Origin of the sequence: Amycolatopsis albispora, from assembly GCF_003312875.1 — a bacterium.
Taxonomy (GTDB): Bacteria; Actinomycetota; Actinomycetes; order Mycobacteriales; family Pseudonocardiaceae; genus Amycolatopsis; species Amycolatopsis albispora.
Genome location: NZ_CP015163.1, coordinates 3481676 through 3502383, shown reverse-complemented (window position 1 = coordinate 3502383; position 20708 = coordinate 3481676). Strand labels below are relative to the sequence as shown.

Here is a 20708-nt window from a genome sequence, read left to right as displayed (position 1 = left end):
GGCTCATTGCGTCAGGCGCAATGAAAGCCACATTCATCGCATCACTTGTCCAGGAGCAGGTGCACCGAGAGTTCCAGCCGGTTCGCCACGTCCGCGGCCGACGCCCGCCGCGTCACCCAGGCGACCAGGTTCGCCATCCAGACGTCGGCGATGACGTGGAAGATGTCGCGGTCGGCCTCGGTCGGCTCGTCGATGCCCATCGCGGTGGCGAACATGTTCTCCATCAGCCGCCCGACGTGCTCGACCTCGGTGGCCGCGGTGGTGTCGGCGAACATGAACGCGCGCACCATCGCCTCGGTCAGGTGCGGGTCCCGCTGCATCAGCCGGGTGTTGCGGCCCAGCACGAAGAGCAGCCGCTCGGTGGGCGTGTCCCCGGGAATGGCGCCGCGCTGCAGCTTCTCCTGCGCGCGCTCGAACTCCCTGGCCAGCCCGGAAACCAGCAGGTGGATCTTCGACGGGAAGTACCGGTAGAGGGTGCCCAGCGCCACGTCGGCGCGTTCGGCGACGGCCCGCATCTGCACGGCGTCGTAACCGCCCTTGGACGCCAGCGCCAGCGTGGCGTCGACGATGCGCTTGCGACGGTCGCGCTGGGCCGCCGAGCCCAGCTCGTCCCCGTTCAGCGTGCCCATGGGGGCCTTCTGCTTGGCCATCGGGCGGCTCCCCCGGTCTGGTCGAAACTTGTTCCACTTTGCCTGGTTAGCCTACCTAACCTGACCGGGGGTTCAAACTCGGGGGCTTGACTGCCTAAACTGAAACACGTTCTATTTGTGGTCGAGAACGTGGAGGTAACCGTGCCGATCGCCATCACCGACGAGCAGCGGGCGCTGGCGGAGTCGATCCGGGCGTGGGCCGCGGATGACCGCCCGGTGGAACTCCTCCGCGCGGGTGGCGGCTTCACCGGTTGCCTGGCGCCGCTCGGGCGCATCGGCCTGTTCTCCGTGGCCGTGCCGGAAGCGCTCGGCGGCGCGGGCGCGGGCGTGGCCGACGCGGCCGCCGGGCTGGAGGCCACCGCCGAAGCGCTGGTGCCCGGCCCGGTGCTCAGCGGCGTGCTCGCCGCGCTGGTGCTGGGGCAGGCGCCGGACACGCCGGCGGCCAAGGAACTCGTGCCCGCGCTGGCCGACGGCTCGGCGACCGCGGCGGTGTCCTGGACGCCGTTCGAAGCGCTGCCGGGGGCGGACGGCGGGCTGCTGGTCACCGGCGAAACCGGGCCCGTGCTGGACGCCGGTCCGGCCGCGCACCTGCTGCTGACCGCGGGCGACCGGTGGTTCGTGCTGCCGCCGGGCTTTCCCGGGGTGGAGGTCACCCCGGTCGAATCGATGGACTCGTCGCGTGAACTGGGCACGATCCGGCTCACCGGCGCGGCCGTGCCAGCCGACGCGATTTTCCCCGTTTCGGGTGAGGTGCGGGCACTCGCGGTCACGCTGGCCGTCGCGGAGGCCGCTGGCATCGCCCAATGGTGTCTGCGCACGGCGGTCGACTACGCCAAGGTGCGCGAGCAGTTCGGCCGTCCCATCGGCGCGTTCCAGGCGGTCAAGCACCTGTGCGCGGAAATGCTCTGCCGCGCCGAAGCCACCGCCGCGCTGGCCTGGGACGCCGCCCGCGCGGCGGACGGTGACCAGCGGGAGTTCACCGCCGCGACGGCCGCCGCGTTCGCGCTCGACGCCGCGGTGGAGAACGCGAAGGACTGCATCCAGGTGCTCGGCGGCATCGGGTTCACCTGGGAACACGACGCGCACCTCTACCTGCGCCGCGCGGTGACCACGCGCCAGGTGCTCGGCGGGAGCGCGCGGTGGCGGCGCCGGGCCGCCGAACTCGCGCTCGCGGGCGTCCGCCGCCAAGGGGACACCACGACCGCGTCCGATCCGGAAATCCGGGCGCTGGCCGAGGAAATCGCCGCGTTGCCCGCCGACGAGCAACGCCTGAAGCTGGCCGAGACCGGGCTGCTCGCTCCACATTGGCCGGAACCGTACGGTCTCGGCGCGAGCGCGGCGCGACAGCTGGTCATCGACGCCGAACTCGAGCGCGCGGGCGTCACGCGGCCGGAACTGATCATCGGTGCCTGGGCCGCGCCGACCATTCTGGAGCACGGCACCGACGCGCAACGCGAGAAGTACGTCGGCCCGACCCTGCGTGGCGAGATCACCTGGTGCCAGCTGTTCAGCGAACCGGGTGCGGGTTCGGACCTGGCTTCCTTGCGCACCAAGGCAATCCGCGCCGACGGTGGCTGGCGGCTGTCGGGCCAGAAGGTGTGGACCTCGCTCGCCGACCGCGCGGACTGGGCGATCTGCCTGGCCCGCACCGATCCGGACGCGCCGCAGCACCGCGGCATCACCTACTTCCTGGTGGACATGCGCGCGAGCGGCATCGAAGTCCGGCCGCTGCGGGAGATCACCGGCGAAACCCGGTTCAACGAGGTGTTCCTCGACGACGTTTTTGTGCCGGACGAGCAGGTGGTCGGCGAGGTCGGCGGCGGCTGGCGGCTCGCGCGCACCACGCTGGCCAACGAACGGGTCGCGATGGGCTCGGGCACGCTGGTGGGGGAGGGCGTGGAGCGGCTCACCGGGCAGTTGCGCGGCACCGCGGATCCGCTGCTGCTGGACCGCCTCGGCGCGCTGGTCGCCGAAGGTTCCGCCGGTTCACTGCTCGGCCTGCGCGGCGCGCTGCGGCAGCTGGCCGGGCAGGACCCCGGTCCGGAATCCAGCGTGCGCAAGCTGATCGGCGTGCGGCACCGGCAGTCGGTGGCCGAGGCGATGCTGGAAGTCGTTGGCCTGCAAGGAGAAGCGGTGGCGGACGCGCAGTACGAGTTCCTGGTCTCGCGGTGCCTGAGCATCGCCGGCGGCACCACCCAGGTACTGCTGAACGTGGCCGCCGAACGCCTGCTGGGCCTCCCTCGCGCGTAATTGTCGGGGGCGCGTCCTACGGTGACCGCCATGGAGCTGGCTCCCGGAACCCAAGCCCTCTTTGTGCCGTCCGACCCACCTCGCGACGGTGTGCTCGCCCTGTGGGGGCACGGCGGCGGTGACACGCCGATCGACCTGGTCCTGCCCAGGGAACAGGCCTACCGCCGCACCCAGGTGGCCGCTTCGGTGCTGCCCGTCGCCGAGGCGGTCCGCGTGCTGCTCGCCGCCGGTGAGCACGCCAGCGCCACCATCAGCGCCTGGGCGGAGGTGGTGGCGGCGGGGCTGAGCCTGGTCGCGCGCGGCCGGATCGAGCCGGACGGCGCGAGCTGGCGAGCGGGCCCGCTCGAAGTGGACGACGCGCTGCGCCTGACCGAGCTGGCCGGCGCGCTGCCGCCGGAGGCGCTCGCGCTGCCGTTGTCCGGGCTGAAACGCGTCCGGCTGCATTCGCCGGAGTCGCTGGTGCGGGCGGTCTGGGACGCGATCGCCGATCTGCTCGCGGAGAACGAGTCCGTGCGCCTGGTGCTGCGCGTGGACCTCGGCGACGAGTGTTTTGCCGGGGTGCTCGCGGTGCGCAGTGCGAGTGATCCGGGCCTGGTGCTCGACGTGGCCGACCTCGCGGACGCGCCGGAGGTGGTGCGCGCGCAGTTCGGCGAGCACGTCCAGGTGCGGCTGGCGCTCGCGTTGCGGCGTGGAGCGGTCGTGTGGCCGCCGTTGGCGCGGGCGGTGGGCGGGGTGGTCGAGCTGGCGGATCACGAGGTCGCGGAGCTGTTGCGGGGTGGCGGGTCGCGACTGAGCGCGGCGGGCATCGAGGTGCTGTGGCCGAAGGACCTGTTCGACGGACTGCCGCGGGTCCGGGCGTCGGTGCGCGTGCCGTCGGATTCGCCGCCGCAGCTCACGTTGAGCCGGATGCTGGCTTTCCGCTGGCAGGTCAGCATCGGGAACGAGGAACTGACCGACGACGAGGTGGCCGCGCTGGCCGAGGCGAAACGGCCGCTGGTGCGGTTGCGCGGGCAGTGGGTCCGGGCGGATTCGCTGCTGCTGGCCAGGTTGCGCGCGGCGCGGTCGCCGATGAGCGAGGCGGAGGCGGTGGCCGCCGCGCTCGCCGGTTCGGTCGAAGTGGACGGTGAAGAATGCGAGTTCGTGCCGCCGTCGGTGCTCACCGGCCTGCTCACCCGCCTCCGTGAAGCGCCAGAGGCCGAGGTGGGGCCGCCGCCGGGGTTGCACGGCAAGCTCCGCCCGTACCAGCTGCGCGGGCTGGCGTGGCTGGCGCGGATGACGGAACTCGGCGTGGGCGGCTGCCTCGCCGACGACATGGGGCTGGGCAAGACGATCCAGCTGATCGCGCTGCACCTGCACCGCCGCGGTGATGGGCCGACGCTGGTCCTGTGCCCGGCTTCGCTGCTGGGCAACTGGGAGCGGGAGTTCGCGCGGTTCGCGCCTTCGGTGCCGGTGCGCCGGTTCCACGGTGGCCGCCGCAGCCTCGGTGGTCTCGCCGAGGACGAGGTGGTGCTGGCCACCTACGGCGTGCTGCTGCGTGATCGCCAGGCACTGGCCACAGTGGACTGGGGACTGATCGCCGCCGACGAGGCGCAGCAGGTGAAGAACGCGTTGTCGAAGACCGCGCGGGAGTTGCGCCGGCTGCCGTCGTCGGCACGCGTCGCGCTGACCGGCACGCCGATGGAGAACCGGCTGGCCGATCTTTGGTCCATTTTGGACTGGACCACGCCGGGGCTGCTGGGGAACGCCGAGCAGTTCCGGCAGCGCTACGCCCGTCCCATCGAACGGCACGCCGACCAGTCACGCACCGACCAACTGGCCGCGCTGGTGCGACCATTCCTGCTGCGGCGGCGCAAGACCGACCCGGACATCGCGCCGGAGCTGCCCGCCAAAACCGAGAGTGACCTGTTTGTGCCGCTGACCCGCGAGCAGGTCACGCTGTACGAGGCGGTGGTGCGGGAGAACCTGGCCGCGATCCAGCAGAGCACCGGCATCACGCGGCGGGCGCAGGTGCTCAAGCTGCTGACCGAGCTGAAGCAGATCTGCAACCACCCGGCGCAGTATCTGAAGGAGCCGGGGGCACTCGATGGGCGGTCGGGCAAGCTGGCCGCCTTCGACGAGTTGCTGACCGTGATGCTGGAGGCGGGGGAGCAGGTGCTGGTGTTCAGCCAGTACGTGGCGATGTGCCGGTTGCTGGAGGGCTGGCTGCGGGAGCGGGGGTTGCCGGTGCAGCTGCTGTCGGGTTCGGTGCCGGTCGGGGAGCGGGACCGCATGGTGCGCCGGTTCCAGGCGGGGGAGGTGCCGGTTTTCCTGCTGTCGCTGAAGGCGGGTGGGGTCGGGCTGAACCTGACCAGGGCCACGCAGGTCATCCACTACGACCGGTGGTGGAATCCGGCCGTGGAAGACCAGGCCACCGACCGCGCCCACCGCATCGGCCAGGACCGCCCCGTCCAGGTCCACCGGCTGATCACCGAAGGCACCGTCGAAGAACGCGTGGCCACCCTGCTCGCCCGCAAACGCGCCCTCACCGACTCCATCCTGGGCACCGGCGAAGACTGGCTAACCTCCCTGACCGATGCAGAGCTGGCGGCACTGGTGCACCTCCCCTGACCCACTTCTCCTGACCCGCTTCACCCGCCTGACCCACTTCGCCTGGCCCACCTCGCTTGGCCCACCTCGCGTGCCTGACTCACCTCGCTGCCCGACGCGCCACCTGCCTCACGTCACCTGATCCGCCTCACCTGGCGCAGCTCGCTTGCCCCACCTCGCCTGGCCCGCTTTGCCTGCTTGCCCATCTCGCCTGACGCGCCTCGCTGCCTGACGCGCCTCGCCGGACCGCCTCGTTGCCTGACGCAACTCACGTGGCGCACCCAGTCCGGCCCGCCCCGCGTGCCCTATCTCACCTGCCTGCCTAGCTTGCCTGACGCGCCTCGTTGCCTCGCGCACCTCGCATGCACATCTCGCCGCGCCAAGCCCGCCGCTTCGTACGCACCCGCGCGCTTTGCGCACTCCCGTCGCGCGGCGCACCCCCGCCCCCGACGTTGACACTCGGTCTCCGACGCCTAAGCCCCACAGGCTCGCGAGCCCACGCCCACACAGCCGATCTGTGCCTGCCTCGCCGGTCGCAGTGCTCCGTGCAGCCGAGGCCTAGCTCCGATGTCACGAAAGCCACTCAGTGTCAGGGTTGGTGTGGCCGCTCGTGGTGGGCGGTTAGGGTCCGGTCTTGATCGCGTGGTGACTCTGAAAGCCACTGCCGTTGCTGGCTTGCGAACGAATTGTCCAGCGTGATCAAGGTCCGGGCCTGGCTGGCCTGACTTGATAGAAGCGTGGGCATACGCCATCAACCTCGACTGAGGTGTGTCCGACCAGCCCGGCCCGGAAAAGACGCATGTTCTCCGGCTAGGGAAGGAACACACGCGGTGTCCATGGTGGTCATTGGCATCGATCCGCACAAGTCCAGCCACACCGCGGTCGCGGTCGATCAGACCGGCCGCCGCCTGGGGCAGAAAACCGTGACCGCCGACCCCGACGGGCTGCTGCGGCTGCGGTCCTGGGCCACCCAGTTCGGCACCGGGCCGCGCTGGGCGGTCGAAGACGGCCGCGGCGTGGCCGGGCGACTGGTCCGCACCCTGATCGGCACCGGCGCCACCGTGGTCTGGGTCCCACCCAAACTGATGGCCGCCTGCCGCGCCAGCGCCCGCACCCGCGGTAAATCCGACCCGATCGACGCCCTGGCCATCGCCCGCGCCGCCCTGCGCGAACCCGACCTGCCCACCGCACACCTGGACCAGACCGCCCTGGACCTGCGCCTGCTCTCCGACCGGCGCGAACACCTGGTCAACCGCCGCACCGCCAGCATCAACCAACTGCGCTGGCACCTGCACGACCTCGACCCCGCCCTGGACCAGACCCACCCCCGCCTGACCGGGCCCCGCGCCCAGCACACCCTCACCACCGCCCTGTCCACCCTGCCCGCCAGCGTCCGCCGCGACCTCGCCCTGGACCTGCTCACCGAGATCACCACCCTGACCCAGCAGATCACCCAGCTCGAACACCAACTCCGCACCCGAGTCCAGCCCCTGGCCCCCACCCTGCTGGCCATCACCGGCGTCAGCACCGTCCTCGCCGCGAAAATCATCGGCGAAACCGCCGGCATCACCCGCTTCCGCTCACCCGCCGCCTACGCCATGCACACCGGCACCGCACCCATCCCCACCTGGACAGCCAACAAACCCCACTACCGCCTCAACCGCGGCGGCAACCGCCAACTCAACACCTGCCTCCACCGCATCGCCATCACCCAACTCACCCACCACCCACCCGCCCGCACCTACCGCGACAACTGGACCAAACACCACCCCCACGCCACCACCAAAGCCGCCCTCCGCGCCCTCAAACGCCACCTCGCCAACACCATCTACCGAGCACTCACCACCGACCTCACTTGACATAGAAGCTTCATTCGAGACGCCAAACGTCTCGAAAGCCACATTCGTGACATCGGCCTACCGATCCCCAGCTCGGTAGTGGATGGCCAGGCCCGTTTCCCCCGGGGCGTGGGCCGGGCGTAGTACCAGGTCCCCGTCGTAGTCGCCGTGGTTTTGGTGGCGGTAGGGCAGGGGGCGGTCCGTGGCGGCCGAGAGCACTTTCGAGCGCACCAGCGAAGCGGCGGCGTCCAGTGCCTCCGCGCTCATCCGGTCCGCGCCATAAATCGCCACCGGGGGCAGCACGCTCATCCCGGTGTACCAAAGCGTGCCGTGCAGGAGCGGGAACAAAGCCAGGTCCAGCTGCCCGTTGATCCCCCGCGGCCCGAAGGCGGGCTCCCGGCTGCCCGCGGTCAGCACCACCAGCGCCCGCTTCCCGGCCAGCATGCCTTCCCCGTACCGCAGCGTCCGCCCGTCCGACGGATCGGTCACGCCGTACGCGAAACCCTTCACAAAAACCCGGTCCACCCAGCCCTTGAGGATCGCCGGCATGCCGTACCACCACAGCGGGAACTGCAACACGACCGTGTCGGCCCAGTCGAGCTTCTCGTGCTCGGCGCGGATGTCGGCGCTCAGCGTGCCCGCGTCGTAGGCCCGGCGCGAAGCCGAGGCGACCTCCAGCCGGGGCGACGTCTCCTCCGGGAAGTCGTCCCGGTCGACCACGGCCTTCCACTTCATCGCGTACAAATCCGACATCCGGACCGCATGCCCGGCCTCCGTCAGCGCCCGCACGCCCTCGTCACGCAGCACACCGCTGAGCGAAGCCTGTTCCGGATGCGCAAAAACCCAAAGCACGTTCATGATCCCCACCCTGCTGCCCAGGCAGCCCGCACACGAGTGGCCCAAAGGACAACATGTGCCAGAATTGGGCCATGACCGCCACGACCGTCGTCGCCGCGTTGGTTCGGCATGGGGTGATGCCGCTCGAGCTGGGCATCGTGCACCAGATGTTCGGCCGCGCCGCCACCCCGGACGGCGAACCGCTCTACGAGGTCGTGACCTGCGCACTCACCCCCGGCGAGGTCCGCACCGACGCCGACTTCCCGATCCACGTGGCCGCCGGGCCGGAGGTGCTGGACCGCGCCGACACCGTGCTGGTCCTCGCCTCTCACGAGCCGGACGCGACGGAGACCGAGGGGCGCCTGCCCGACGACCTGGCCGCCGCGTTCGCCCGGATCCGGCCGGGGGCCCGCATCGCGTCGATCTGCACCGGTGCCTTCGTGCTCGCCGCCGCGGGACTGCTCGACGGCAGGCGCGCGACCACGCACTGGAAGTCGGCCGCCGACTTCCGCCGCCTCTACCCTCGGGTCGATCTCGATCCGGACGTGCTCTACACCGACAACGGCGACGTGCTCACCTCGGCGGGCGAGGCCGCCGGGATCGACCTCTGCTTGCACATGATCCGCCGCGACCACGGTGTCGCCGTGGCCACCGAAGTGGCGAAGACCACCGTCGTGCCGCCGCACCGCGAGGGCGGCCAGGCCCAGTACATCTCGCTCCCGGTGCCGGAGGAACGCACTTCGTCGACCAGCGCCGCGCGAGCCTGGGCGCTGGCGCACCTCGACCGCCCGATCACCCGGAACGACCTGGCGAAGCAGGCGTCGATGAGCGTGCGCACCTTCACCCGGCGGTTCAGCGACGAGGTCGGCATGTCCCCGGCGCGCTGGCTCACTCAGCAGCGCGTCGAGCGGGCGCGCCGCCTGCTGGAGGAAACCGACCTCCCGGTGGACCGCGTCGCCGAGGAATCCGGCTTCGGCACGGCCTCCTCCCTGCGTCAGCACCTGCAGGCCACGCTGGGGGTTTCGCCGAGCAGTTACCGCACGACCTTCCGGGGAGGGCTTGCCGTCACGCCGGATCCGGGCTAAAACTAGAACAGGTTTCAGTTTGATCCCTGCCCGGATCCTGGCGAGGAGGCCTGAGTGGACTTCACCCCCGGTGCGCACGAGGCCGCGGTCACCGAGCTGGCGGCGCAGATCCTGCGTGGTGAAGCCGATTCCTGGCCCGCGCTGGCCAAGGCGGGCCTGCTCGCACTGGCGCTGCCCGCCGAACTCGGCGGGGACGGGCTCGGCGTGACCGAAGTCTGCGCCCTGCTCACCGAAATCGGCCGCGCCGCCGCCGACGTGCCCGCGTGGCCCGCGCTCGCCCTGGGCGCGCTGCCGCTCGAAGCCTTCGGCAGTCCCGAGCAGCGCGCGGCCTTCCTGCCCGGCGTCGGTGACGGCACCGAGGTGCTCACCGCCGCCCTGCACGAGCCGTCGGCGCCGTTCCCGCTGCGACCGGCGGTGACCGCGTCGCAGGCGAACGGCGGCTGGCTGCTCAACGGCATCAAGACCGCCGTACCCCGAGCCGCCGAAGCCACGCGTGTGCTCGTGCCCGCGTCGCTGCCGGTCGGCACCGGGGTGTTCCTGGTGGACCCGAACGCACCCGGCGTCACCGTCGAGGAGTCGTACCGCTCGGGTGACACCCCCGAATTCCGGCTGACCTTCGCGGAAACCCCGGTGGACGAACGGAATCTGCTCGGCGGCACGATCGAGGGCGTGCACCGCTTCGCGCTCGCGGGCACGCTCGCCGCGCTCGACGGGCTGCTCGCCGGCGCGCTGGAGCTGACCACGAAGCACGTGCGGGAGCGCGTCCAGTTCGGCAGGCCGCTGGCCACCTTCCAGGCCGTGGCCCAGCAGATCGCCGACGTCTACATCGCCTCGCGGACCGTGCACCTGAGCACCACCTCGGCGATCTGGCGGCTGGCGACCGGCCGTGACGCCGACGACGAACTCGACGTGGCCGCGTACTGGGCCACCGAGCAGGTGCCGCTCGCGATGGGCGCCTGCCACCACCTCCACGGCGGACTCGGCGTGGACACGAGCTACCCGATGCACCGCTATTCCGCCGCCGCCAAGGACCTGGTGCGCTTCCTCGGCGGGCACGCGCACCGCCTCGGCGAACTGGCGGGGAGGGCCTGATGCACGTCGAACTCACCAGCGAACAGCAACAGCTCCGCGACGAACTGCGGGCGTACTTCGCCGGGCTGGTCACACCGGAGGAACGCCGGGCGATGGTGCGCGAGCGCCACGGCAAGGTGTTCCGCGAAATCGTGCGGCGCATGGGCCGGGACCGCTGGCTCGGCGTCGGCTGGCCGAAGGAGTACGGCGGCCGCGGTTTCGGCGAGGTCGAGCAGCACATCTTCGCCGACGAAGCGGCGCGTGCCGAAGTGCAGCTGCCTTCGGTGACCCTGCAAACCGTCGGGCCCACGCTGCAGGCGTTCGGCACCGAGGAGCAGAAAGCCTTCTTCCTGCCCAAGATCCTCGACGGTGAGCTGCACTTCGCGATCGGGTACACCGAGCCGGAAGCGGGCACCGACCTGGCTTCGCTGCGCACCACCGCGGTGCGCGACGGGGACGAATACGTGGTCAACGGCCAGAAGATCTTCACCACCGGCGGGCACGACGCCGACTACGTCTGGCTCGCCGTGCGCACCGATCCCGAGGCGCCCAAGCACAAGGGCATCTCGATCCTCATCGTGGACACCCGGGATCCCGGCTACAGCTGGACGCCGATCATCACCTGCGACGGCGCCCACCACACCAACGCCACCTACTACTCCGACGTGCGCGTACCGGTGAACCGCCTGGTGGGCGCGGAGAACGCGGGCTGGCGGCTGATCACCACGCAGCTCAACCACGAGCGCGTGATGCTCGGCCCGGCCGGTCGCATCGGCGGCCTGTACGACCGCCTGCGGGCGTGGGCACGCGCGAACTCGTTGCTGGACCTGCCCGACGTACGGGCCGTGCTGGCCGAAGCCCGCGCGGTGACCAGGGTGAACGAACTGCTCAACTGGCAGGTGGCCTCGGTGGCCAAACCGTCCGGTGTGGACATTGCCGACGCCTCGGCGACCAAGGTCCTCGGCTCGGAACGCGTGCAGCGGATCGGCAGGCTGTGTGAAGAGATAGTCGGACGGCACGGGGATCTGGCCGATCCGGAAACCGCCGAGCTGGCCGAGCTGTTCGACCGGCTGGCCAAGCGCAACCTGGTGCTGACCTTCGGCGGCGGCGTCAACGAGGTGCAGCGTGAACTGATCGCCACCGCCGGGCTGGGCCTGCCGAGGGTGCCGCGATGACCACGGACGCGGAGATCAGGGCGGCGGCGGACCGCATCGCGGCCGGTGGTGAGTCCGCCCGGCGGTTCGCGCGCGACCCGGTGAACCAGGCCATGGTGAACAACTGGGTCGAGGCCATCGGGGACACGAACCCGGTCTACGTGGACCCGGAGTTCGCGGCGAAGTCCGTGCACGGCGGGCTGGTCGCGCCACCGGCGATGGCGCAGGTGTGGACGATGGGCGGGCTGCACCACCAGCGGGGCACCGGCGACCCGCTCGGCGCGATGATGTCCGTTCTGGACGATGCGGGCTTCACCTCGGTGGTGGCCACCAACTCCGACCAGACCTACCACCGCTACCTGCGCCCCGGTGAGCACCTGGCGGCCACCACGGTGCTCGAAGACGTCAAGGGCCCCAAGAAGACCGCGCTCGGCGAGGGCTGGTTCGTCACCACCAGGACGAACTGGTACGTGGGCGAGGAACTGGTCGCGGACATGGTGTTCCGGGTGCTGAAGTTCCGTCCCCGCGAGCAGCCGAAGCCGGAGGTCGTGGACGCGCCGGGTGCCGCCGTGCTGCGGCCGGTGATCAGCCCGGACACCGCGTTCTTCTGGGAGGGCACCAAGGCCGGTGAGCTGCGCATCCAGCGCTGGGGTGACGTGCTGCGCCACCCGCCTGGCCCGATGCCGCCCGACGGGGACCTCGACGCGGTGCCGGACTACGTGGTCGCGTCGGGACGCGGCACGGTGTACAGCTACGTCGTGCACCACCACCCGCCGGTGCCCGGCAAGGAGCTGCCGTTCGTGGTGGCGCTCGTGGAACTGGAGGAAGGCGTGCGGGTGCTCGGTGAACTGCTGGATGTCCGGCCCGACGAGGTCCACATCGGACTCGAGGTCCGGGCGGCGTTCCTCCGGATCGACGACGAGCTGACCCTGCCGGCCTGGCGGGTGGCCCGGTGACCGCGGTGGTGGGCACCGAGCTGCCCGAGCTGAAGATCGAGCTGACCCCGACCTTCGTGATCAGCACCGCGATCGCCACGCGCGACTTCCAGGACGTGCACCACGACCGTGACAGCGCGATCGCCCGCGGCTCCAAGGACATCTTCGCCAACATCCTCACCGACAACGGGCTGGTGCAGCGGTTCGTTTCGGAGTGGGCGGGGCCCGAGGCGCTGATCCGCTCGATCAGCATCCGCCTCGGGGTGCCGTGCTACGCCTACGACACGCTCGTGCTCTCCGGCCGGGTGTCCGAACAGGAGGGTGACGAGGTGGTGGTCGAAGTGACCGGGCGCGGCGCGCTGGGGGAGCACCTGTCCGGCACCGTGCGGGTCGTGCTGCCAGGGGGTGCGGCATGAGCTTCGCCGGGACAACAGCCATCGCCGGCATCGGTGCCACCGAGTTCTCCAAGGACTCCGGCCGCAGCGAACTGCGGCTGGCCGCCGAATGCGTGCGTGCCGCGGTGGCCGACGCGGGCCTCCAGCTGTCCGATGTGGACGGCCTGGTCAGCTTCACCATGGACGGCAACAGCGAGATCGCGGTGGCCAGGGAACTGGGCATCGGCGAGCTGACCTTCTTCAGCCGGATCCACTACGGCGGTGGCGCGGCGGCGGCGACCGTGCAGCAGGCCGCACTGGCGGTGGCCAGCGGTGTGGCCGACGTGGTGGTCGCGTACCGGGCGTTCAACGAGCGCTCGGGGCACCGCTTCGGCCGCGTGTCCGCGGCGGCCGCGCAGCAGGTGAACTCCTCGGGCGTGGACAACAGCTTCCACTACCCGATGGGCATCGCCACCCCGGCCGCCACGGTGGCCATGCTGGCCAGGCGCTACCAGCACGAGTACGGCGCGACCAGCGCGGACTTCGGCCGGGTGGCGGTGGTGGACCGCAAGCACGCGGCGACCAATCCGCACGCCTGGTTCCACGGCAAGCCGATCACGCTGGAGCAGCACCAGGCCTCCCGCTGGATCGCCGAGCCGCTGCGCCTGCTCGACTGCTGCCAGGAGAGCGACGGCGGGGTGGCGCTGGTGATCACCAGCGCCGAACGCGCGCGCGATCTGCCGCACCCGCCTGCGGTGATCGCCGCGGCCGCGCAGGGCAGCGGCACCGACCAGTACGTGATGACCAGCTACTACCGCGACGACCTGGCCGCGCTGCCGGAAATGGGCGTGGTGGCGCGGCAGCTGTGGGCGCAGTCCGGGCTGTCACCGTCCGATATGGACGTCGGCGTGCTCTACGACCACTTCACCCCGTACGTGCTGATGCAGCTGGAGCAGCTGGGGTTCTGCGGCCGCGGTGAGGCGAAGGACTTCATCGCCGACGGCAACCTGGAGCTGGACGGCTCGCTCCCGCTGAACCCGCACGGCGGCCAGCTCGGTGAGGCCTACATCCACGGCATGAACGGCATCGCCGAAGGCGTGCGCCAGCTGCGCGGCACGGCGGCCAACCAGGTCGGCGGCGCCGAGCGCGTGCTGGTCACCGCGGGCACCGGGGTGCCGACCAGCGCGCTCGTGCTCACGTCCTAGCGGTCAGCACGCCTTCGGACAGGACTACCGCGTCGTCGCGCTCGGGAACCGTGGCCACCACGACGAACCGGCCGTCTTCACGCCAGATCGAGGTCCGCAGGGTCTCGCCGGGGAAGACCACCCCGGCGAACTTCGCCGACCACGAGCCGACGGCCGTCGCGTCCCCGTCGAGCACCGCGTCGGTGACCGCCTTCGCCACGATCCCGTAGGTGCACAGGCCGTGCAGGATCGGCCGGTCGAACCCGGCACGGGCGGCGAACGCGGGATCGGCGTGCAGCGGGTTGCGGTCGCCGCACAGCCGGTACAGCAGCGCCTGCTGCGGCAGGGTCGCCGTGTCGACATGGTGATCCGGCTCGCGGTCCGGTGGGGTGATCTTCTCGGAACTGCCGCGGTGCCCGCCGAAACCCCCCTCACCCTTGGCGAAGATGCTCGACCGGGCCGTCCACAACGGACTGCCGTGCTCGTCCACCGTGGTGGTCTCGCGCACGATCACCGCGGCCTTGCCCTTGTCCAGCACGTCGACCACCTTCGTGCGCGAGGTGGCCTTGCCCGCCACCGGCAGCGGGCGGTGCGCGACGACCTCCTGGGTGCCGTGCACCACCTTGCTCAGGTCGATCGACACGCCGGGGAAGGCCACGGTCGGCGGCTCGGTCCAGTGGAACGAGGCGGCCACCGTGGCGAAGGTGGGCAGCACGTGCAGGTTGTCCTCCAGCACGTACCGCAGCTCACGCGGGTCGCCCGGATCGGCGCCCGCGCCGAGCGCGAGGTGGTAGAGCTGGACTTCGGACGCGGTCCAGGAGAACCGCTCCTCGCCGAGTTCCGCGCCGATCGCGACAGCTGGGTCGATGGGCATGCGCACCACTCATTCGTAAGTGACTGAAACCTCGTCGGTGAGCGGAATGGACTGGCACGCCAGCACGATCCCCTCGTCGAGGTCGTCGGAATCGAGTACTTCGTTGTTGAGCATCTTCACCTTGCCCGAGACCAGGCGGCAGGCGCAGGCACTGCACTGCCCGGCGCGGCAGGAGTAGGGCGCGTCGAGCCCGGCCTCCAGCAGCAGGTCGAGCAGCTTGCGTTCCCGTGGCCACGAAAGGGATCGCTGCTCACCGTCGAGATCGACGTGCACGGTCGCGGCCGGTTCGGCCGACGGCTCCTCGGCGACCACTTCGGCGGCTTCCTCGAACGGGTTTCCGTCCAGGGAAAGGAACTTCTCGACGTGGATCAGCTTGCGGTCCCAGCCCAGTGCCTTCAGCCCGGTCTGCGCGGCCTCCATGAACGGCTTCGGTCCACAGAGGAACGCCGGGCGGCCGGGGAAGGGTGCGGCCAGCGCCTGCAGCTGCTCGACCGACGGCAGGCCCTGCACGGATTCCAGCCAGTGCACCACGGTCAGCCGGTCCGGCATCGCGGCGGACAGCTCACGCAGCTCGCGCGCGAAGATCACCGACTGCTCGTCGCGGTTGGCGTACACCAGCAGCAGCCGGCCGGAACCCTTGGCCAGCACGGACTTCACGATGGACATCACCGGCGTGATCCCGCTGCCCGCGGCGAACAACAGCAGGTCGGCGTCCAGGTCCGGTGGGCAGAACACCCCGGACGGCGGCAGCACCTCGATCTCCGCACCCGGTCGGACGTTGTCGCAGATCCAGTTGGACGCGTACCCGGTGCGCTTGACCGTGACGGTCAGCGGATCACCGGTGTGCGGGGAACTGGACAGCGAGTAGCACCGCGCCACCGAACCGCAGCGGTCGCTGGGCACGCGCAGGGTGAGGAACTGGCCGGGCCGGTAGTCCATGCCGGGCGCCGATTCGAACACCAGCGAGTGCGCTTCGGCGGTCTCGGCGATCACGTCCGCCACCCGCAGGCGCCGGACGTCACTCACCGGCTACCCCCAGCGCGCCCGCGCGGACGTCCTCGTTGATGCTGTGCTGCAGTTCCGGGCAGGTGTCCTGGAGGGCGGCCGGCCGGTCGGACGCGGCGTACACCGGGCACGCCGAGCTCTCCGTGGTCCACTGGATGCTGGTGTGCTTGGGGCTGTTCTTCTTCACCAGCACCCGCACCGCGCAGGTCCGGCAGCCGACCGGCGCCAGCCCGCCGCTGAGGAATTCCCTGGTTTCCTCGGCCGACGCGACCGGAGAACCGAACACCGTGTAGTTCGGGGGTCCGGGGGTCGTCCCCCGAGCAGACGGCGGAGTGTAGGGCGTGACCACCTCAGACCTCCGCCTCGGCGGCCTGCCGGGCCAGGTTCTCCCGGACCTCCACCTCCCACACCTCGTTGGCGCGCGTGGTGTCCACTTCGAACTCGAAGCGCTGCGTCATCTCCGGCGTCACGTCGGCGACGTCCACGTAGAACTGCTCGTACCAGCGGCGCAGCTGGTAGACCGGACCGTCCTCTTCGCACAGCAGCGGGTTGTCGATCCGCGACTTGTTCCGCCAGATCTCCACGTCCTGCAGGAAACCCACGCCGATGCTCTTGGCGAACTTGCCGGCGATCTTGTCCGCCTGCTCGTCGTCCACCCCGGGCAGCTTCTTCACGCTCACGCCCCACTGGAGCACGAAGGAGTTCTCCGTGACCGGGTAGTGGCAGTTGATCAGCACGTTCTCGATCTCGAAGCCCTTGTAGGTGTTGAGCAGCGTGTTGATCATGTAGGACGGGCCGTAGTAGGAGGCCTCCGAGCGGAGCAGGTTCTCCTCGCCGCCGTAGTTCGAAGCCATGCCCATGTCCGGGCGGCCCTTGGTGTTCAGGTACTGGGTGGCGATGTGGCCCTCGAACACGTTCTTGAAGTAGGTCGGGAACGCGTAGTGGATGTAGAAGAAGTGGGCCATGTCGACCATGTTGTCGATGATCTCGCGGCAGTTGGAGTTCTCGATCAGCACCGAGTCCCAGGTCCAGTTGCTCCACTCACCGCTGAAGATGCCGTCGATGCGCGGGATCGCCAGCTCCGGCGGCGGTGGGTTGCCCTCGGGGTCGTGCCAGACAAAGAGCTGCTTGTTCTCCTCGCACGTGGTCCACGACCGCGTGCGGGCGCGCAGCGGAACCCTTTTGGCGTAGGGGATCGACTTGCACTTGCCGTCGCCGCCCCAGCGCCAGTCGTGGAACGGGCAGGCGATCTCGTCGCCCTTGACCGTGCCCTGGGTCAGGTCGCCGCCCATGTGACGGCAGTAGCCGTCGAGCACGTTCAGCTTGCCGTCACTGGACTGGAACACCACCAGCTTGGTGCCGAAGGCGTTGATGGCGTGGGGTTTTCCGTCGCGGAAGCTCTCGGCGAGGCCGAGGCAGTGCCAGCCCCTGGCGAACCGGGTCGGCGGTTTGCCTGCGTCGATAGTGCGAAAGCTCTCGGTCATCGCGTACCTCCGGTTCGATTCTTGGCCGCGAGGTCCTCGGCCGCAAGGTAGCCGAAGACCATCGCCGGGCCGATGGTCGCGCCGGGCCCCGCGTAGGTGTGGCCCATCACCGCGGCGCTGGTGTTGCCCGCGGCGTACAGCCCGTCGATCACCGAGCCGTCCGCCCGCAGCACCCTGGCGCGGGTGTCGGTCAGCAGGCCGCCCTTGGTGCCCAGGTCGCCGGGCACCACGCGCACCGCGTAGAACGGGGCCTGATCCACCGGGCCCAGGCTGGGGTTGGGCTTGTTGCGCGGGTCCCCGTAGTAGTGGTCGTAGGCGCTCTTGCCGCGGCCGAAGTCCTGGTCGACGCCGTCGCGGGCGAAGCCGTTGAACCGGGCAACGGTGGCTTCGAGGCGGTCGGCGGGCAGTCCGGTCGACTCGGCCAGCTCGCGCAGCGTGCCAGCCTTGGCCGCGATGCCCGCCTTGTACCAGCGGCCCGGCAGCGGCTGGCGCGGGCCGAGCCCGGTGAACATGTACCGGTTGCGGTTGCGCTGGTCGAAGATCAGCCAGGCGGGCACGTTCTCGCCGGGACCTTCGCCCTGGCCGTACTTCCCGCCGTACATCGCGTGCACGGCTTCGACGTAGGGCGCGGATTCGTTGACGAACCGCTCGCCGCGTTCGTTGACCAGCAGGCAGCCCGGCCGGGAGCGCTCGGCGAGCGCGAACCACGGCCCGCCGGTCAGCGGAATGGACGGGCCCCACCACGCGTCGTCCATCAACTCCGTGGTGGCGCCCAGCTTGAGACCGGCGAGAATGCCGTCACCGGTGTTCGCCTCGGCGCCGACCGTCCACTCCGTACCGATCGGCGCGCGCTGGTACTTGGCGCGCATTTCCGCGTTGTGCTCGAACCCGCCGCACGCCAGCACCACACCGAGCCGCGCGCGGATCTCGGTGCCACCGGCCACCACCACGCCGGTGACGCGGTCGCCTTCGGTGCACAGATCCACCAGCGGGGTGTCGAGCCGGACCGGCACGCCGGCACGCAGCAGCCCGGCGCGCAGGCCCGCGGCGAGCGCCTGGCCCATGGCGAGCTGGCGTTTCCCGGTCAGCCGCCCGGTCAGCCAGCGCGCGCCGAGGCGGAACACCCGCGTGATGCCGCGTGGATGCCGGGCGAGCAGGCTGAGCCAGCGGTAGTCGGCCTGCATCAGCGGCACACCGGCGGGCGGGGCGCTGTACGGCGGTTCCAGGTTGGCCAGTTCCTTGCCGAGCACGCGGGCGTCCAGCGGTTTCGGCTCGGCGGACCGTCCGCCGGCCCGGCCGCCGGGGGCTTCGGGGTGGTAGTCCGAGTAACCCGGCACCCAGCACAGCCGCAGCGGGGTTTCGCGGTGGAGGAACTCGATCACCTCGGGCCCGCGGTCCAGGTAGGTGTTCCGCCGCTCGGCGGGCACCACGTCACCGACGATGGCTTCGAGGTATTCGCGGGCCCGCTCGGGTGGCTCGTCGATCCCGGCCGCGCGCAGCGCCTCGTTGCCGGGAATCCACACGCCACCCCCGGAACGCGCGGTCGAACCGCCGTACTTGGCGGCCTTTTCCAGCACCACCACGCTCAGCCCGTGCCGGGCCGCGGCGAGTGCGGCGGTCATGCCGGCGGCACCGCTGCCGACCACCACGACGTCGAACTCGTCCGGCATCCATGCCTCCCGTGCTACTGGAACGCGTTATAGAAATGCGAACAGCTGGTCGCTGCACTATGGGTCACCATAGACGAGAACGTGTTTCAGTTCTAGGCTGGGCGGGGTGACGGGATCTCTGGAGCCTCTGCGAGCCGACGTGGTGGTGGCCGGGTTCGGGGCGGCTGGCGCCTGCGCGGCGCTGGAAGCCGCCGAAGCCGGAGCCGACGTGCTGGTGCTGGACCGATTCCAGGGTGGCGGCGCCACCACGATCAGCGGTGGCGTGGTCTACGCCGGTGGCGGCACCGCGCAGCAGCGGGACGCCGGGGTCACCGACTCGGCCGAGGCCATGTACGCCTACCTGCGGCACGAGACCGGCGACGTGGTCAGCGAGCGGACCCTGCGTGCCTTCTGTGAGGGCAGCACGGAGATGATCCGCTGGCTGGAGCGCCACGGCGTGCCGTTCGAAGGCAGCCTGTGCCCGGACAAGACCTCGTACCCGGGCAACCGGCACTACCTCTACTACTCGGGCAGCGAGGCGTCCGGCGCGTTCCGCGAGGTGGCCACGCCCGCGCCGCGGGGGCATCGCGCCAAGGGCCGCGGGACCTCGGGAAAGGCCCTGTTCAAGCCGCTCGCGGCCGCGGTACGCCATCGTGCGACGGTACTGCCGCAGACCCGTGTGCGCCGACTCCTCCAATCGGCTGACGGCACGGTCACCGGAGTGCTCGCGACAACGCTGCGTGACGCGCCGGGCTGGGCGAGGGCGACGCACCGCGTGCTCGGGCAATGGTCCGCGAAGCCCGGTATCTACGTGCCCGCGCTGCGGAAACTGCTGAACCGCCGGGTCGCGGCGATCGAGGCGCGGTTCGCGCGTGAGGTGGAAATCTCAGCACGCGGCGTGATCCTCACCGCCGGTGGTTTCATCGCCAACCGGGACTGGGTGCGCGAGCACGCGCCCGCCTATCGCGGCGGGCTCCAGCTCGGCACGGCCGGGGACGACGGTTCGGGCATCGAGCTGGGCCGGTCCGCCGGTGGGGCGACCGCCGAGCTGGGCCGCGTCTCGGCCTGGCGTTTCCTGACGCCGCCGAGCGCCTTTCTCGGCGGGCTGCTGGTGAACGCGCGGGGGGAGCGGGTCATCGACGAGTCGCGATATGGCGCGGCGGTCGGCGAGGAGCTGATCACCCGGCACGACGGCCGGGGCTGGCTGCTGCTCGACGACGAGCTGGTCCGGCGGGCACGCGCCCAGCGTGACGTGCAGTGGTTCCAGCGACTGCAGACCCGGTACCTGCTGCGGCGCGGACGGGTGGTCGGCAGCTCGATCGAGGAGGTCGCGCGCCGCGCCGGGATCGACCCGGGCGGGCTGGCCAAAACGGTGGCCGCCGCGGCCGACGGGCCCGACCCGATGGGCAAGCCCGCCGACTTCACGCACCGGCTCGGCACACCGCCGTACTCGCTGGTCGACGTGTCGATCCGGCCGAGCCTGGCCTTCCCGTGCCCGATGCTCACCCTCGGCGGGCTGGTGGTGGACGAGGACAGCGGCATGGTGCTCGACGGGGACCGCCGTCCGATCCCCGGCTTGTACGCCGCCGGCCGCACCGCGGTAGGAATCTGTTCTCGTTCCTACGTCAGCGGCCTGTCGCTGGCGGACTGCGTGTTTTCCGGCCGCCGTGCTGGGGCCCACAGTGGCCGGACGCTGCGGGAACTCGACAAAAACGAGAACGTGTTCTAGTCT

17 protein-coding genes are annotated in these 20708 nt (G+C 70.8%); 10 read left to right on the top strand and 7 right to left on the bottom strand.

Going from position 1 to position 20708, the window contains the following annotated elements; translation table 11 throughout:
* Positions 1-41 precede the first annotated feature (41 nt).
* Positions 42-650: a cholesterol catabolism transcriptional regulator KstR gene (gene kstR / locus A4R43_RS16275; RefSeq protein WP_113693098.1), complete on the bottom strand. Its 609-nt coding sequence runs from the start codon at positions 648-650 to the stop codon at positions 42-44.
* A gap of 141 nt (positions 651-791) precedes the next feature.
* Between kstR and A4R43_RS16270 the strand changes: the two genes are divergently transcribed.
* The 3 genes from A4R43_RS16270 (at position 792) to A4R43_RS16260 (ending at position 7345) form a co-directional block, all read left to right on the top strand.
* Positions 792-2900 (top strand): acyl-CoA dehydrogenase, encoded by a 2109-nt coding sequence (locus A4R43_RS16270; protein WP_113697651.1) that lies wholly within the window; start codon positions 792-794, stop codon positions 2898-2900.
* 30 nt (positions 2901-2930) lie between these two features.
* Positions 2931-5507: a DEAD/DEAH box helicase gene (locus A4R43_RS16265; RefSeq protein ID WP_113693097.1), complete on the top strand. Its 2577-nt coding sequence runs from the start codon at positions 2931-2933 to the stop codon at positions 5505-5507.
* Between the two features lie 815 nt (positions 5508-6322).
* Complete coding sequence (locus A4R43_RS16260) at positions 6323-7345, top strand: IS110 family RNA-guided transposase (RefSeq protein ID WP_113693096.1); 1023 nt, start codon at positions 6323-6325, stop codon at positions 7343-7345.
* A 57-nt stretch (positions 7346-7402) separates the two neighbouring features.
* On the opposite strand, the gene A4R43_RS16255 is transcribed toward A4R43_RS16260, so the two are convergent.
* The gene (locus A4R43_RS16255; RefSeq protein WP_113693095.1) at positions 7403-8182 is read right to left on the bottom strand and encodes an NAD(P)H-dependent oxidoreductase; all 780 of its coding nucleotides are present in this window, start codon (positions 8180-8182) and stop codon (positions 7403-7405) included.
* 71 nt (positions 8183-8253) lie between these two features.
* Between A4R43_RS16255 and A4R43_RS16250 the strand changes: the two genes are divergently transcribed.
* Genes A4R43_RS16250 through A4R43_RS16225 form a run of 6 tightly spaced genes read left to right on the top strand, consistent with a single transcriptional unit; the run spans position 8254 to position 13985 of the window.
* Positions 8254-9246, top strand: coding sequence for a GlxA family transcriptional regulator (locus A4R43_RS16250; protein WP_205215354.1), 993 nt, complete (start codon positions 8254-8256; stop codon positions 9244-9246).
* Positions 9247-9300: 54 nt separating this feature from the next.
* Positions 9301-10338, top strand: a complete 1038-nt coding sequence (locus tag A4R43_RS16245; protein WP_113693093.1) for an acyl-CoA dehydrogenase family protein — start codon at positions 9301-9303, stop codon at positions 10336-10338.
* Positions 10338-11492, top strand: a complete 1155-nt coding sequence (locus tag A4R43_RS16240) for an acyl-CoA dehydrogenase family protein (protein ID WP_113693092.1) — start codon at positions 10338-10340, stop codon at positions 11490-11492. The genes A4R43_RS16245 and A4R43_RS16240 overlap by 1 nt, the downstream gene beginning before the upstream one ends.
* Positions 11489-12427 (top strand): bifunctional MaoC family dehydratase N-terminal/OB-fold nucleic acid binding domain-containing protein, encoded by a 939-nt coding sequence (locus A4R43_RS16235; protein ID WP_113693091.1) that lies wholly within the window; start codon positions 11489-11491, stop codon positions 12425-12427. Before A4R43_RS16240 ends, A4R43_RS16235 begins: the two co-directional genes overlap by 4 nt.
* The gene (locus tag A4R43_RS16230; protein ID WP_113693090.1) at positions 12424-12822 is read left to right on the top strand and encodes a MaoC family dehydratase; all 399 of its coding nucleotides are present in this window, start codon (positions 12424-12426) and stop codon (positions 12820-12822) included. The genes A4R43_RS16235 and A4R43_RS16230 overlap by 4 nt, the downstream gene beginning before the upstream one ends.
* Positions 12819-13985 carry a lipid-transfer protein gene (locus A4R43_RS16225; protein ID WP_113693089.1) on the top strand — a complete coding sequence of 389 codons (1167 nt, stop codon included), beginning with the start codon at positions 12819-12821 and terminating at the stop codon, positions 13983-13985. Before A4R43_RS16230 ends, A4R43_RS16225 begins: the two co-directional genes overlap by 4 nt.
* Here A4R43_RS16225 and A4R43_RS16220 read toward each other — a convergent pair.
* From A4R43_RS16220 to kstD, 5 genes are all read right to left on the bottom strand, one after another.
* Positions 13975-14838, bottom strand: coding sequence for a MaoC/PaaZ C-terminal domain-containing protein (locus tag A4R43_RS16220; RefSeq protein WP_113697650.1), 864 nt, complete (start codon positions 14836-14838; stop codon positions 13975-13977). The two genes, A4R43_RS16225 and A4R43_RS16220, sit on opposite strands and share 11 nt — an antisense overlap.
* A gap of 9 nt (positions 14839-14847) precedes the next feature.
* A complete protein-coding gene (locus tag A4R43_RS16215) occupies positions 14848-15864 on the bottom strand; it encodes a ferredoxin--NADP reductase (protein WP_236809057.1) in 1017 nt (338 codons plus the stop codon).
* Entirely contained in the window at positions 15857-16129 is a 273-nt protein-coding gene (locus A4R43_RS16210; protein ID WP_113693088.1) for a hypothetical protein, read from the bottom strand. Before A4R43_RS16210 ends, A4R43_RS16215 begins: the two co-directional genes overlap by 8 nt.
* A 64-nt stretch (positions 16130-16193) precedes the next feature.
* Positions 16194-17327 carry a Rieske 2Fe-2S domain-containing protein gene (locus tag A4R43_RS16205; RefSeq protein ID WP_113693087.1) on the bottom strand — a complete coding sequence of 378 codons (1134 nt, stop codon included), beginning with the start codon at positions 17325-17327 and terminating at the stop codon, positions 16194-16196.
* Complete coding sequence (gene kstD, locus A4R43_RS16200; protein ID WP_113693086.1) at positions 17324-18997, bottom strand: 3-oxosteroid 1-dehydrogenase; 1674 nt, start codon at positions 18995-18997, stop codon at positions 17324-17326. The genes A4R43_RS16205 and kstD overlap by 4 nt, the downstream gene beginning before the upstream one ends.
* A gap of 118 nt (positions 18998-19115) precedes the next feature.
* Here kstD and A4R43_RS16195 point away from each other — a divergent pair, with 118 nt between their 5' ends.
* Positions 19116-20705: an FAD-binding protein gene (locus tag A4R43_RS16195; RefSeq protein ID WP_113697648.1), complete on the top strand. Its 1590-nt coding sequence runs from the start codon at positions 19116-19118 to the stop codon at positions 20703-20705.
* Positions 20706-20708 lie beyond the last annotated feature (3 nt).

Bases quoted from the DNA above. Each gene is read 5' to 3' on its own strand.
- A4R43_RS16220 (WP_113697650.1), bottom strand. From the start codon at position 14,838: ATGCCCATCGACCCAGCTGTCGCGATCGGCGCGGAACTCGGCGAGGAG.
- A4R43_RS16255 (WP_113693095.1), bottom strand. From the start codon at position 8,182: ATGAACGTGCTTTGGGTTTTTGCGCATCCGGAACAGGCTTCGCTCAGC.
- A4R43_RS16235 (WP_113693091.1), top strand. From the start codon at position 11,489: ATGACCACGGACGCGGAGATCAGGGCGGCGGCGGACCGCATCGCGGCC.
- A4R43_RS16250 (WP_205215354.1), top strand. From the start codon at position 8,254: ATGACCGCCACGACCGTCGTCGCCGCGTTGGTTCGGCATGGGGTGATG.
- A4R43_RS16205 (WP_113693087.1), bottom strand. From the start codon at position 17,327: ATGACCGAGAGCTTTCGCACTATCGACGCAGGCAAACCGCCGACCCGG.
- A4R43_RS16225 (WP_113693089.1), top strand. From the start codon at position 12,819: ATGAGCTTCGCCGGGACAACAGCCATCGCCGGCATCGGTGCCACCGAG.
- A4R43_RS16260 (WP_113693096.1), top strand. From the start codon at position 6,323: ATGGTGGTCATTGGCATCGATCCGCACAAGTCCAGCCACACCGCGGTC.
- kstD (WP_113693086.1), bottom strand. From the start codon at position 18,997: ATGCCGGACGAGTTCGACGTCGTGGTGGTCGGCAGCGGTGCCGCCGGC.
- A4R43_RS16265 (WP_113693097.1), top strand. From the start codon at position 2,931: ATGGAGCTGGCTCCCGGAACCCAAGCCCTCTTTGTGCCGTCCGACCCA.
- A4R43_RS16240 (WP_113693092.1), top strand. From the start codon at position 10,338: ATGCACGTCGAACTCACCAGCGAACAGCAACAGCTCCGCGACGAACTG.
- kstR (WP_113693098.1), bottom strand. From the start codon at position 650: ATGGCCAAGCAGAAGGCCCCCATGGGCACGCTGAACGGGGACGAGCTG.